Genomic DNA, 12,605 nt, shown 5'->3' with positions numbered 1-12,605 from the left:
GACTGCACCGGCATGAGGCATCTGCCGTTTCGTTAGAGTGACTGTTGATTTCGCTGACGATATGGCGGCGTTCAGAATAAAATATTTCTCCGCACGTCGCTGTGAGCCGCCGCGCGCCAGGGCTCAGCGGCAAACCAGGACTATTCTTAAATTAATCAGAACTGTGAATATAAGTGTTCATGAAGTAAACCATTGGCGTATATTTTGCAATCACTACCTGAAGAGGTGTAATGCCTCACAGAAATGAGAATGTGCCCGCCAAAAGCTTGATGGCATCCACATAAATAGCAAACACCATTTGATTTTTTTGCCCGCTGTGCAGGCGCAAAAATCAACCGCCTCAGTAGGTTAGAAGCGCTGGAGCGTTTTCGGCACACGTTAGTTAAAAAAATAATTATAAATTGCGCGGCAAATAGTCAGGTCTCTATCCATACTTAGTCTCCCGGCATTTGTTGCATTGTTCTGACACCTTTATAAGCAGTGCACCGCAGGCTGTGTCCCGTAATGGTTTTTCTCATAACAAAAACAAACCCTTGCGGGATCCAGCCTGAACAGGCCCGGTTTCAGAGTCCTGACTTCAGGCTCGTACCTCTCTACTTTCACGTGCTTCATAGTGAGTTTTTAAGGAGTTCTCTATGGAATTAAAAGACCCGATGTTTGAATTGCTCAGCAGCCTTGAGCAGATTGTTTTGACACGTGATGATCGCGCCGCCGAGTTACTTATTCAGCGTCAGCAACCCGCCCAGCCAGAGCCACAGCGTCTGCGCGAAATGACCGGCATGCAGGTTGATGAGTTTGCTAAAGTGATGGGCGTGAGCGTATCTTCCGTGAAAAGCTGGGAAGCCCGGCGTACCCGTCCATCCGCGACGGCGCAGAAACTGATGAAGTTATTACAGGCCAATCCCTATCTGGGACGCCAGTTGCTTGAATAATCAGGCATCATGAAAACACCCGCCGCTGGCGGGTTTTTTTATGCGTGTTTTATGCTGTATTTAGCGGCCTGTTTGACAAACCAGCTCTCCGGCACGCTGTAGGGCGGCTCCCGCAACCGGGCAAGCCCGCTTTCTATGATCGTCGAAGCCTGCTGCCACAACTGTGCATCGCCCTGCTTCAGCAACGCAATCTGTATCTGCTTTTCCACCAGGTAGACCCGCGCAAAGTCAGGATCAAAACGTACAATCGCGCGGGTATTGTCGATGATGTCCGCCAGCTTGATAGTCTGGGCCTCAGGACTGGCGCTGGCCGTATGGCGAAAGTGCGCAAGCTTCCGGGCCGCCCGATTTTTCGCCGTAGCCGGTGCGCTATCGGTCAGCATCTCCACCAGGCTGGCCACGCGCGCGCCAAAGTGGGCTTCGATATCGCTCTGGGTCGTGGAGGTATCTTCTACGGTATCGTGCAGCCAGGCTGCCGCTAACAATGCCTCGTCATGGCTGACGCTGCGCACCAGTTCCACCACCGCGGCCGGATGAACAATATAAGGCTCATCCGTATATTTGCGGCGCTGACCGGCACTGGCATGTGCCTCGGTGGCGAATCGACGCGCCTGTTCTTCCAGTGAATCCAGCATGCTTTTACCCCTGACTAAAAGTTTGCTTGCAATTATCTAGCGCGCTATATATATTGAACACCATGAACTGTGATCAAGATGACAAAAAAGTGAAAACGATGCCACTGTTGGTCGATCAGCAACTCTGCTTTGCGCTTTATTCTGCCAATCTGGCAATGAATAAAGTGTATCGCCAGTTGCTGAGCCAGCTCGACATTACCTATCCACAATATCTGGTGATGCTGGTGTTGTGGCAGAAAGATGATGTTACGGTGTCAGAGATTGGCGAGCAGCTTTTTTTAGACTCGGCAACATTAACGCCACTGCTGAAGCGACTGGAAAGCGCGGGTCTGATTAACCGGCAGCGTACCCGTCAGGATGAACGGCAGGTTGCAGTAACACTGACCGAGGCTGGCCGTGCGCTGCGCGTTAAGGCTGAAGCCATTCCTGAAGCGGTTAAATGTGCCACTGCCTGTGACGATGATGCCCTGCTGGCGCTGAAATTACAGCTTGATGGATTGCGTGATAACCTGATTCAGTCACGATAAATATTGCCGACGGGTGCATTGCACCCGTTGAACCTCACCGCCTGATTACGGTTAAATAAGTAGCAGGCGATTAAATAGTGTAACGGAGAAATGTCATGTCTTTAGAACAAGTGGTTTACCGCGCCAAAGCCAAAGCTACCGGTGGTCGTGATGGTCGTGCAACCTCTTCTGACGGTGTACTGGACGTTAAACTGGGCGTGCCAAAAGAGATGGGCGGTGCAGGCGGCGAAGTGACCAACCCTGAGCAGCTGTTTGCGGCGGGCTATTCTGCCTGCTTCATCGGTGCGATGAAGTTTGTTGCGGGTCGCGACAAAATCGCGATGCCAAAAGATGCGTGGATTGAAGGTGAAGTAGGTATCGGCCCGATCCCCAACGGCTTTGGCATCGAAGCGACGCTGAATATTCACCTGCCGGGAATGGATGAAGCAGAAGCGCAGAAGCTGGTGGATGCGGCACACATCGTGTGTCCTTACTCAAACGCCACTCGCAACAACATCGACGTGACGCTGAACATCATTCGCTAAGCATGCTCCGGGCCTGAATTATCAGGCCCGCACTTTTGCCTGTTATTCAATCCCACACTTCCGTCTCACTGCGTCAGCATGTCCGGTTAATCCTCCGCGCTGTGTTCAAAAAATGTGCTAATCAGGTCGACAGCGATTATTATCTGGTCTATGAAACGCCCTCATGCTTTACTGAGCCACCTCGCGTTATAGCCTATAAATCCGTTCAGAATTTTCCTTCATCTTGTCCGGTCCGCTTATTCAGCGAACTCTGCCGCGTTTCGGCAGTCACATAAAAGATTTGGTTAAGCGCTTCACACCGGAGAAACACCTTTTTTCATGAATTATATTAAAACCCTGACTCAGCAGAAGTTATCGTTACTGCTGGCGCTCTACCTCGGTATCTTACTGAATTTACCAATTTTCTATCGTCGTTTTGATGGTTTTCTTTCGCACTCTACGATAACGAACTGGCTGACTGCCGTCACTGAAGTGGTGGCCATTGTGCTGCTGACTTTCTTCCTGATGCGGCTGCTGTCGCTGGGTGGAAAGTGGTTTTATCGCGTGCTGGCCACGCTGATAGTGCTGATTTCCGTTGCCGCTGCTTATTACATGGCATTTTTTAACGTCGTAATTGGCTACGGCATTGTGGCTTCGGTGATGACCACTGATACCGATCTTTCTAAAGAGGTGGTTGGCTACCATTTCATTCTGTGGATGGTGCTGGTCAGCGCGCTGCCGCTGCTGATGATCTGGCGTAATAAGCTGAGCATGACGTTGAATGAGCAGCTGCGCACGCCGGGACAGCGTCTTAAACCCTCCGTGATCATGCTGCTTTGCGTGGCGCTGGTCTGGTTGCCGATTCGCTTTCTGGACAAACTGCAGAAGCAAAACGAAGAGATTACCAACGTCGATCTACCGAGCTACGGCGGTGTCGTGGCACACTCTTATCTTCCTTCAAACTGGCTTGCAGCTGTAGGACTCTTTGCCTGGACCCGCGTGGATGAGACGCTGAATAGCGAGGAATTGCTGGATCCGGCGAAGAAGTTTACCTACGTCGCGCCTGCCGGCCTGGACGACACCTATGTGGTGTTTGTGATTGGTGAGACCACCCGCTGGGATCACATGGGGATGCTGGGCTACGAGCGTGACACCACGCCAAAGTTGTCGAAAGAGAAGAATCTTGTGGCGTTCCGGGGCGAATCCTGTGATACCGCGACCAAGCTGTCATTGCGCTGCATGTTCGTACGCGAAGGCGGCACCATGGATAACCCAGGTCGTACGCTGAAAGAGCAGAACGTGTTTGCGGTGATGAAAGAGCTGGGCTTCACGTCTGAGTTGTTTGCGATGCAGAGCGAAGTCTGGTTCTACGACAACATCAATGCCAACAACTTTGCTTTCCGTGAGCAGATTGGTTCAGAGAAGCGTAATCAGGGCAAAGCGGTGGATGACATGCTGCTGGTGCCGGAGATGAAAGCGTCACTGGATCGTTTCCCGAAAGGTAAGCATCTGATCGTGTTGCACACTAAAGGGTCGCACTACCTCTATTCACAGCGTTATCCGCGCAGTTTCGCGAAATATCAGCCGGAATGTATGGGCGTGGATGAGACCTGCAGCAAAGCGCAGTTGATTAACGCTTATGACAACTCGGTGCTGTATGTCGATAGTATGCTGGATAGCGTGCTGGATCAGCTGCGTGATAAGAAGGCGATCGTTTTCTATGCCTCTGATCACGGTGAGTCGATTAGCGAGAATATGCATTTGCACGGCACGCCGCGCGAGATGGCGCCACCTGAGCAGTTCCGCGTACCGATGATGGTCTGGGCCTCCGATAAGTATCTGGAAGACAGCCAGAACCGCAGCAATTTTGAGCGTTTGCAGGCGCAGCAGCGCGTAGGCCGCACTCATCGCCATGTTGAGTTGTTCGACACCATTCTGGGCTGTCTGGGTTATACCTCGCCAGATGGCGGTATTAACCCCGCCAACAACTGGTGTCAGGCACCGGCAAAAGGTCAGGCTAAAGCGCTGTAATAGTGAGCGAAAAGGGCAGGGCAGGTGGTTAATTACGGGTAACCGCGTGCTTTCCAGGCGATTGGCGGCAAAAGCATAAAAAGCGGTTGACGCTGATCGGGGGTAGCAGTAACATGCGCCCCCATCGGCGAGTAGCGCAGCTTGGTAGCGCAACTGGTTTGGGACCAGTGGGTCGGAGGTTCGAATCCTCTCTCGCCGACCATATTTAAGAAAACCTGTCTGAAAAGACAGGTTTTTTTTCGTCTGTAATAAATGAGGATGAGAACCTCCGAAGGAGGTTTGAGCCGAGCGTAGCGAGACAACGTTGCTTCAGCAACGGCCCGAAGGGCGCTGCTCGAAGAGCAGAGTAATCCTCTCTCGCCGACCATATTTAAGAAAACCTGTCTGAAAAGACAGGTTTTTTTTCGTCTGTAGAAAAGTGATTTGCAGGCAAAGAATTAGCGCTGTGCGGGGTTCAGACGGCTGAAAGATCTAAACCCGAGTGAATCTGACAGCAGCGCATAAATTCAAGGCGGAGGGAACACGGGCAGAGGAGGAAAGCGTCCCACGCCATGGACGGCGTGGGCCGAGCGTCCATGGATGGTTTAAGCGACTTTCCGATCTGCCCGTGTTCCTGAGGCAGATCTCAATCTGACCGCTAAGCATTCACACTCTTATCAGCTGAGCGGGCTTCAGGGAGCATACGCCTTCCGCAAAGACGCAAAAGACGCCATCCCTGGCATGCTCAGCGCGGCCGATTACGCACCTCATCCCTGAGGTGCGCCCGTGGCCGGGCCAACGCATTGCGTTGCTCAAAAACGCTCCCGGCGTTTTTGTCCCTGGCCCGCGATGCTTTGCTACAGGTGTATGCTCCCTTCGCTTCACGTCTGGCAAACGCATCGGGTACTTACATGGGCGCTTCAGACGACTGACAGGTCCAAAGCCAGATCTCAATCTGACCGCTAAGCATTCACACTCTTATCAGCTGAGCAGGCTTCAGGGAGCATACGCCTTCCGCAAAGACGCAAAAGACGCCATCCCTGGCATGCTCAGCGCGGCCGATTACGCACCTCATCCCTGAGGTGCGCCCGTGGCCGGGCCAACGCATTGCGTTGCTCAAAAACGCTCCCGGCGTTTTTGTCCCTGGCCCGCGATGCTTTGCTACAGGCGTATGCTCCCTTCGCTTCACGTCTGGCAAACGCATCAGGTACTTACATGGGCGCTTCAGAACGCCTGAGAAATCCAAATCATTTTTGTTACCTTCCAAAAAGTTCCAGTAAACCCCATCTTCCGCGCGTTCCACTTACTGACAATAATTATCCCTTCTTTCCCGCTGGCAGGCCTTACCCCATAAGCGATGCGATCATAATTCGCGACACATTCTTCTTATGACCGAAAGCGGCAACATGCTGATTTCTTATGCTTCTTTACCAGCATATTCCGCTGGATGAACGTCATAACGCACGGTGAATCGTTCAGTTATTCAACATTTGCCGGTAAAAGTTTTAAGTTTTTTAGCGGTGAGAATCACTAGCGATAGAGCAGGCTTCCAGCACAATACACGGAATTCAGGTCAGCTCTGCTGTGCATTGTATGGCATTTGGACAGAAACGGTTTTTATTACCGTTGCATGCGATTCCTCACACTCTGTGTAAATAAGTAACCGTTGTATTGACGTTCTTTGCAACTGTTGACAAATTGATGCGTCAATAAATGCGCAGTTACGGAATTTTCTGAATGCATAACCTGCATCTGAAAAAACAAAAAATCGTAGCGCGCGTTAACCACCTATTCGGTGGTACGCCTGAACCGCATAAAAAAATCAGAGGTCAGGCAATACACACAACATCACATCACAATGGAGCAAACGCATGATCAACTCCCTGGCTAAATCCGGGATGCTGAAGGTCGGTCTGAGCCTGATTGCTATGACTGTCGCCGCCGGTGTTCAGGCAAAAACCCTCGTTTACTGTTCTGAAGGTTCTCCGGAAGGCTTTAACCCGCAGTTGTTCACTTCGGGCACCACCTACGATGCCAGCTCACGTCAGATCTACAACCGACTGGTTGAGTTCACCATCGGCACCACCGAACTGCACGCTGCACTGGCAGAGAAGTGGGATGTCAGCGAAGACGGTAAAACTTACACCTTCCACCTGCGCAAAGGCGTGAAGTGGCAGACCACTAAAGATTTCAAACCGACGCGTGACTTCAACGCGGATGATGTGGTGTTCACCTTTGAGCGTCAGCTGGATAAAAACAACGCCTATCACGGCGTCTCCGGCGGCAGCTACGAATATTTCGAAGGCATGGATATGCCTAAGCTGATCAGCAAAATTGAGAAAGTGGACGACAACACCGTTCGCTTCGTGCTGACCCGTCCTGAATCGCCGTTCCTCGCCGACCTCGGCATGGATTTCGCCTCGATTCTGTCGAAAGAGTACGCAGACAACATGCTGAAAGCGGGTACCCCGCAAAACGTCGACCTGAACCCGGTCGGTACCGGTCCGTTCCAGCTGCTGCAGTACCAGAAAGATTCGCGCATCCTTTACAAAGCTAACCCGAATTACTGGGGCACCAAGCCAAAAATCGATCGCTTAGTCTTCTCCATTACCCCGGATGCTTCAGTGCGTTACGCCAAACTGCAGAAGGGCGAATGCCAGGTCATGCCTTATCCAAATCCGGCTGACATTGCGCGTATGAAGCAGGACAAGAACATCAACCTGTATGAGCAGGCGGGCCTGAACGTCGGCTATCTGTCATACAACGTTGAGAAAAAACCGCTGGATAACCTGAAAGTACGTCAGGCACTGACCATGGCGGTCAACAAAAAGGCGATTATCGACGCCGTTTATCAGGGTGCAGGTCAGCCTGCTAAAAACCTGATCCCACCAACAATGTGGGGCTATAACGACGCGGTGAAAGACTACGCATACGATCCTGAGAAAGCCAAAGCGCTGCTGAAAGAAGCGGGCATGGCAGACGGTTTCTCAATCGACCTGTGGGCAATGCCGGTTCAGCGTCCTTACAACCCGAACGCACGCCGCATGGCTGAAATGATTCAGAGTGACTGGGCGAAGATTGGCGTCAAAGCCAAAATCGTCACCTACGAGTGGGGCGAATATCTGAAGCGCGCCAAAGCGGGCGAGCACCAGACCGTCATGATGGGCTGGACCGGTGACAATGGGGATCCGGATAACTTCCTGGCTACCCTGTTCAGCTGTTCAGCGGCTAAAGATGGCTCTAACTACTCGCGCTGGTGTGATAAGTCCTTCGAGGACCAGATCCAGCCCGCTCGTGCGACTGCCGATCAGGCGAAGCGCATCGAGTACTACAAACAGGCTCAGGTTGTGATGCATGACCAGGTACCGGCGCTGATGATCGCGCACTCAACGGTATACGAACCGGTCAGCAAGAAAGTCTCCGGGTACAAAGTCGATCCGCTGGGCGGACACTACTTTGCTCAGGTAGACATTAAAGAATAATTGTCGCCTTTTCCGGGGCGGCTGCGCGTCGCCCCGGTTTTATCTCCCTGTTTTACTGGAAACGGTAGAGGCGCAGCCAGTCTGCGTCGCGGTCGGGCCTACCCGATCGTCAGATGTAAGCAATAACAACCCTCGCGGCGACGGTCGCGCGGACAAGAGAGAACCCGGATTATGCTGCAGTTCATACTCCGACGTCTGGGCCTTGTTATCCCAACGTTTATCGGCATTACATTACTCACCTTCGCGTTTGTTCACATGATCCCCGGCGATCCGGTGCTGATCATGGCGGGCGAGCGCGGTATTTCACCTGAACGTCATGCACAGTTAATGGCCCTGTTAGGGCTGGATCAGCCGCTGTGGAAACAGTACCTGCACTACATTAACGGCGTATTACATGGCGACCTGGGCATTTCACTTAAAAGCCGCATCCCGGTCTGGGATGAGTTTGTTCCGCGCTTCAAAGCGACGCTGGAACTCGGTATCTGCGCCATGATATTTGCCGTGGCCATTGGCATCCCGGTAGGGGTTCTGGCGGCGGTGAAGCGCGGTTCGATTTTCGATCACACCGCTGTGGGAATCTCACTGACCGGCTACTCCATGCCGATCTTCTGGTGGGGCATCATGTTGATCATGCTGGTTTCGGTTCAGTTCAACCTGACACCCGTTTCCGGTCGAGTCGGCGATACCGTCTTCCTGGATGACAGCATGCCATTAACCGGCTTTATGCTCATCGACACCTTCTTCTGGGGTGAGCCGGGCGACTTCCACGATGCGGTCATGCACATGATTCTGCCAGCCATCGTGCTCGGCACCATTCCGCTGGCGGTGATAGTGCGTATGACGCGGTCGGCGATGCTTGAAGTACTGGGTGAAGATTACATCCGTACGGCGCGCGCTAAAGGCCTGACGCGGATGCGTGTGATCGTGGTGCATGCGCTGCGAAACGCCATGCTGCCGGTGGTCACGGTAATTGGTCTGCAGGTCGGCACGCTGCTGGCCGGGGCGATTCTTACCGAAACCATCTTTTCATGGCCGGGTCTGGGTCGCTGGCTGATTGAAGCGTTGCAGCGCCGTGACTATCCGGTGGTGCAGGGCGGCGTGCTGCTGACCGCAGTACTGATCATCGTGGTCAACCTGCTGGTTGATCTGCTGTATGGCGTGGTTAACCCGCGCATACGTCACAAGAAATAAGGGGGCATCATGTCTGTTGTTGATCCCGGCAGCGTTACCGTTGCACCCACGCCGATGACCCCGTTCCAGGAATTCTGGCACTACTTTAAACGTAACAAAGGCGCCGTTGTGGGCCTGGTCTACATCATCATTGTATTGCTTTGCGCTATCTTTGCCGATGTACTGGCCCCGCATGCACCTGCTGAGCAGTTCCGCGATGCGCTGCTGCATCCGCCGGTCTGGCAGGAAGGCGGTAACTGGAGCTACATCCTGGGCACCGACGACGTGGGCCGCGATGTGCTGTCGCGTCTGATGTACGGTGCGCGCCTGTCACTGCTGGTGGGCTGTCTGGTCGTGGTGCTGTCACTGATTTTCGGCGTGATATTTGGCCTGCTGGCCGGTTATCTCGGCGGCGTGGTCGATGCCATCATCATGCGTGTAGTCGATATCATGCTGGCGCTGCCAAGTCTGCTGCTGGCGCTGGTGCTGGTCGCCATCTTTGGCCCCTCAATCGTCAACGCCTCCATCGCGCTGACCTTTGTGGCACTGCCGCACTATATCCGTCTGACCCGCGCGGCGGTGCTGGTCGAAGTGAACCGCGACTATGTCACCGCTTCCGGCGTGGCCGGTGCGGGTATGCTGCGCCAGATGTTCGTGAATATTCTGCCTAACTGCCTTGCACCGCTTATCGTGCAGGCGTCATTAGGTTTCTCCAACGCCATTCTCGATATGGCGGCGTTGGGCTTTCTCGGTATGGGTGCGCAACCGCCAACGCCGGAGTGGGGCACCATGCTCTCCGACGTTCTGCAGTATGCGCAAAGTGCCTGGTGGGTAGTGACCTTCCCTGGATTGGTCATTCTGCTTACCGTACTGGCATTTAACCTGATGGGCGATGGTTTGCGTGATGCCCTCGACCCGAAACTCAAGCAGTAAAGAGGCACCGAGATGGCGTTATTAAATGTAGACAAACTATCGGTGCATTTCGGCGACGATAAAGCACCGTTCCGTGCGGTTGACCGCATCAGTTATCAGGTAGAGCAGGGCCAGGTTGTGGGTATCGTGGGCGAGTCTGGCTCCGGTAAATCAGTCAGTTCGCTGGCGATCATGGGGCTGATCGATTTCCCCGGCAAAGTGATGGCTGAGAAGCTGGAGTTCAACCAGCGCGACCTGCAACACATCTCCGAACGCGAGCGCCGCCAGCTAGTGGGTGCAGAAGTGGCGATGATTTTTCAGGACCCGATGACCAGCCTGAATCCCTGCTACACCGTGGGTTTCCAGATTATGGAAGCGATCAAGGTGCATCAGGGCGGCAATAAACGCACGCGGCGTCAGCGGGCAATCGACCTGCTGAATCAGGTCGGTATTCCCGATCCTGCGTCACGTCTCGATGTCTATCCGCACCAGCTGTCGGGCGGCATGAGCCAGCGTGTGATGATTGCGATGGCGATCGCCTGCCGGCCAAAGCTGCTCATCGCCGATGAGCCGACCACAGCGCTCGACGTGACTATCCAGGCACAGATCATCGAACTGCTGCTGGAGTTACAGCGGCAGGAGAACATGGCGCTGATTCTGATTACGCACGATCTGGCGTTAGTGGCAGAAGCGGCTCACCACATTATCGTGATGTATGCCGGTCAGGTGGTGGAGAGCGGCAAAGCGACCGATATTTTCAAAGCGCCGCGCCATCCCTATACGCAGGCGCTGCTGCGTGCGTTGCCAGAGTTTGCGGCGGATAAAGCGCGTCTGGCCTCGCTGCCGGGCGTCGTGCCGGGTAAATATGATCGCCCGGTTGGCTGTCTGCTGAATCCACGCTGCCCTTATGCGACTGACCTTTGTCGTCAGGAAGAACCTGAACTGCGCACCATTCCAGGACGCCAGTCCAAGTGTCACTATCCGCTGGACGATGCCGGGAGACCCACTTATGAGTCATGAAATTAAGAAAGATCAGTTTCTGTTACAGGCGATTGATCTGAAGAAGCACTACCCGGTGAAGAAGGGACTGTTTGGTCAGGAGCGTCTGGTCAAGGCACTTGATGGCGTCTCTTTTAATCTGGAACGCGGTAAAACGCTGGCAGTGGTTGGCGAGTCAGGCTGTGGTAAATCCACGCTGGGCCGACTGCTGACCATGATTGAAACCCCGACCGAAGGGCAGCTCTACTGGCACGGTCAGGATCTGCTGAAACACGATCCTCAGGCGCAGAAGCTGCGTCGTCAGAAAATCCAGATCGTGTTCCAGAACCCGTATGGCTCACTCAATCCGCGTAAAAAAGTGAGCCAGATTCTGGAAGAGCCGTTGGTGATCAATACCATGCTTACCAAAGCGGAACGTCGCGAGAAGACGCTGGAAATGATGGCGAAAGTCGGCCTGAAAACTGAACATTATGACCGCTATCCACACATGTTCTCCGGTGGACAGCGCCAGCGTATCGCGATTGCGCGCGGGCTGATGCTCGATCCGGACGTGCTGATTGCTGATGAGCCAGTTTCGGCGCTCGACGTGTCGGTGCGTGCTCAGGTGCTGAACCTGATGATGGATCTGCAGCAGGATATGGGCCTCTCATACGTCTTTATCTCGCACGATTTATCCGTGGTAGAACACATAGCCGATGAGGTAATGGTGATGTACCTCGGCCGTTGCGTAGAAAAGGGCAGTAAAGAGGCGATTTTCGCAAATCCGCGCCATCCTTATACCCAGGCTTTACTGTCAGCGACACCGCGTCTTAATCCTGACGACCGTCGTGAGCGTATTAAGCTGACCGGCGAGCTGCCAAGCCCGCTGAATCCGCCACCAGGCTGCGCCTTTAATGCACGCTGCCATCGGCGTTTCAGCACCTGTGTACAGCTGCAGCCAAAGTTGAAAAACTATGGCGGGCAGGAAATTGCCTGCTTCGCGGTTGATCAGGATGAGAATCAGCCGGTTGGGGTGGCAGAAAACGTCAGCTGAGCAATCATCTGGCATCCAGCCGAAGGCTCCTTTCTGGAGCCTTTTTTTATCTCAATTCAGTGGCAAGCCGCACCGCTGGCGGTTCCGCACTCATATTCTGATTATTTCCCTCCTGTTTTCTTTACCACGTTTAACCTGTTTTTTTCTGGTGATATTTTCAGCGGAAAAAGATAAATGCCATCAATCCCTCATGGTGGCGAGCGGCTTTTTGCTGCACCTGAATGGCCTTATCGCTGTTAAATACGCTGTTTGGTATGAGTCCTTCTGGCTGGGCCATTCGTTGCCACAGCGGCTATTTCCGCAAAATTTTAAAAAATATCCAGACAATTTAACTTAAATTTAATTTATTAATTATCTGGGGTTATACGCTAAGAATGGCTTTTAGTCGGCAGGGTTTAATCT

At 53.3% G+C, this 12,605-nt stretch carries 11 protein-coding genes, 1 tRNA gene and 1 other RNA gene; 12 read left to right on the top strand and 1 reads right to left on the bottom strand.

What is annotated here, in order from left to right; all coding sequences use genetic code 11:
* Window positions 1-635: 635 nt before the first annotated feature.
* Window positions 636-932, top strand: coding sequence for an HTH-type transcriptional regulator (locus EE896_RS18610; protein ID WP_003848045.1), 297 nt, complete (start codon window positions 636-638; stop codon window positions 930-932).
* Between the two features lie 38 nt (window positions 933-970).
* Here EE896_RS18610 and EE896_RS18605 read toward each other — a convergent pair whose 3' ends face one another.
* Complete coding sequence (locus tag EE896_RS18605) at window positions 971-1,567, bottom strand: HD domain-containing protein (RefSeq protein WP_008926412.1); 597 nt, start codon at window positions 1,565-1,567, stop codon at window positions 971-973.
* Between the two features lie 62 nt (window positions 1,568-1,629).
* On the opposite strand from EE896_RS18605, the gene EE896_RS18600 reads away from it, so the two are divergent.
* The 11 genes from EE896_RS18600 to EE896_RS18550 all read left to right on the top strand — a co-directional run bounded on the left by EE896_RS18600 (window position 1,630) and on the right by EE896_RS18550 (window position 12,540).
* Window positions 1,630-2,094, top strand: coding sequence for a MarR family winged helix-turn-helix transcriptional regulator (locus EE896_RS18600; RefSeq protein ID WP_003848049.1), 465 nt, complete (start codon window positions 1,630-1,632; stop codon window positions 2,092-2,094).
* Window positions 2,095-2,189: 95 nt separating this feature from the next.
* Window positions 2,190-2,618 (top strand): organic hydroperoxide resistance protein, encoded by a 429-nt coding sequence (locus EE896_RS18595; RefSeq protein WP_003848051.1) that lies wholly within the window; start codon window positions 2,190-2,192, stop codon window positions 2,616-2,618.
* 318 nt (window positions 2,619-2,936) lie between these two features.
* On the top strand, window positions 2,937-4,628 hold the full coding sequence (gene eptB, locus EE896_RS18590; protein WP_008926413.1) for a kdo(2)-lipid A phosphoethanolamine 7''-transferase: 1,692 nt from the start codon (window positions 2,937-2,939) through the stop codon (window positions 4,626-4,628).
* A 125-nt stretch (window positions 4,629-4,753) separates the two neighbouring features.
* Window positions 4,754-4,830 (top strand) — tRNA-Pro (locus EE896_RS18585).
* Between the two features lie 35 nt (window positions 4,831-4,865).
* Window positions 4,866-4,995, top strand: a non-coding RNA gene (locus EE896_RS18580) — RtT sRNA.
* Window positions 4,996-6,478: 1,483 nt separating this feature from the next.
* Window positions 6,479-8,089 carry a dipeptide ABC transporter periplasmic-binding protein DppA gene (gene dppA, locus EE896_RS18575; RefSeq protein WP_003852001.1) on the top strand — a complete coding sequence of 537 codons (1,611 nt, stop codon included), beginning with the start codon at window positions 6,479-6,481 and terminating at the stop codon, window positions 8,087-8,089.
* A 171-nt stretch (window positions 8,090-8,260) separates the two neighbouring features.
* Window positions 8,261-9,280, top strand: coding sequence for a dipeptide ABC transporter permease DppB (gene dppB, locus EE896_RS18570; RefSeq protein ID WP_003852000.1), 1,020 nt, complete (start codon window positions 8,261-8,263; stop codon window positions 9,278-9,280).
* A 9-nt stretch (window positions 9,281-9,289) separates the two neighbouring features.
* Window positions 9,290-10,192 carry a dipeptide ABC transporter permease DppC gene (gene dppC / locus EE896_RS18565; RefSeq protein WP_003851999.1) on the top strand — a complete coding sequence of 301 codons (903 nt, stop codon included), beginning with the start codon at window positions 9,290-9,292 and terminating at the stop codon, window positions 10,190-10,192.
* A gap of 12 nt (window positions 10,193-10,204) precedes the next feature.
* Window positions 10,205-11,191: a dipeptide ABC transporter ATP-binding protein gene (dppD, locus tag EE896_RS18560; RefSeq protein WP_003851998.1), complete on the top strand. Its 987-nt coding sequence runs from the start codon at window positions 10,205-10,207 to the stop codon at window positions 11,189-11,191.
* The gene (dppF, locus tag EE896_RS18555) at window positions 11,181-12,203 is read left to right on the top strand and encodes a dipeptide ABC transporter ATP-binding subunit DppF (RefSeq protein ID WP_140916060.1); all 1,023 of its coding nucleotides are present in this window, start codon (window positions 11,181-11,183) and stop codon (window positions 12,201-12,203) included. The genes dppD and dppF overlap by 11 nt, the downstream gene beginning before the upstream one ends.
* Window positions 12,163-12,540 carry a hypothetical protein gene (locus EE896_RS18550; protein WP_140916061.1) on the top strand — a complete coding sequence of 126 codons (378 nt, stop codon included), beginning with the start codon at window positions 12,163-12,165 and terminating at the stop codon, window positions 12,538-12,540. Before dppF ends, EE896_RS18550 begins: the two co-directional genes overlap by 41 nt.
* The last annotated feature ends 65 nt before the right edge of the window (window positions 12,541-12,605 follow it).

Source organism: Pantoea eucalypti (assembly GCF_009646115.1).
Classification (GTDB): Bacteria; Pseudomonadota; Gammaproteobacteria; order Enterobacterales; family Enterobacteriaceae; genus Pantoea; species Pantoea eucalypti.
Note: the sequence above shows the minus strand (reverse complement) of the source record. Positions and strands in the feature narration are given on the sequence as shown.

Coding starts and splice junctions, on each gene's coding strand:
- EE896_RS18610 (WP_003848045.1), top strand. CDS start 636: ATGGAATTAAAAGACCCGATGTTTGAATTGCTCAGCAGCCTTGAGCAG.
- EE896_RS18605 (WP_008926412.1), bottom strand. CDS start 1,567: ATGCTGGATTCACTGGAAGAACAGGCGCGTCGATTCGCCACCGAGGCA.
- EE896_RS18600 (WP_003848049.1), top strand. CDS start 1,630: ATGAACTGTGATCAAGATGACAAAAAAGTGAAAACGATGCCACTGTTG.
- EE896_RS18595 (WP_003848051.1), top strand. CDS start 2,190: ATGTCTTTAGAACAAGTGGTTTACCGCGCCAAAGCCAAAGCTACCGGT.
- eptB (WP_008926413.1), top strand. CDS start 2,937: ATGAATTATATTAAAACCCTGACTCAGCAGAAGTTATCGTTACTGCTG.
- dppA (WP_003852001.1), top strand. CDS start 6,479: ATGATCAACTCCCTGGCTAAATCCGGGATGCTGAAGGTCGGTCTGAGC.
- dppB (WP_003852000.1), top strand. CDS start 8,261: ATGCTGCAGTTCATACTCCGACGTCTGGGCCTTGTTATCCCAACGTTT.
- dppC (WP_003851999.1), top strand. CDS start 9,290: ATGTCTGTTGTTGATCCCGGCAGCGTTACCGTTGCACCCACGCCGATG.
- dppD (WP_003851998.1), top strand. CDS start 10,205: ATGGCGTTATTAAATGTAGACAAACTATCGGTGCATTTCGGCGACGAT.
- dppF (WP_140916060.1), top strand. CDS start 11,181: ATGAGTCATGAAATTAAGAAAGATCAGTTTCTGTTACAGGCGATTGAT.
- EE896_RS18550 (WP_140916061.1), top strand. CDS start 12,163: ATGAGAATCAGCCGGTTGGGGTGGCAGAAAACGTCAGCTGAGCAATCA.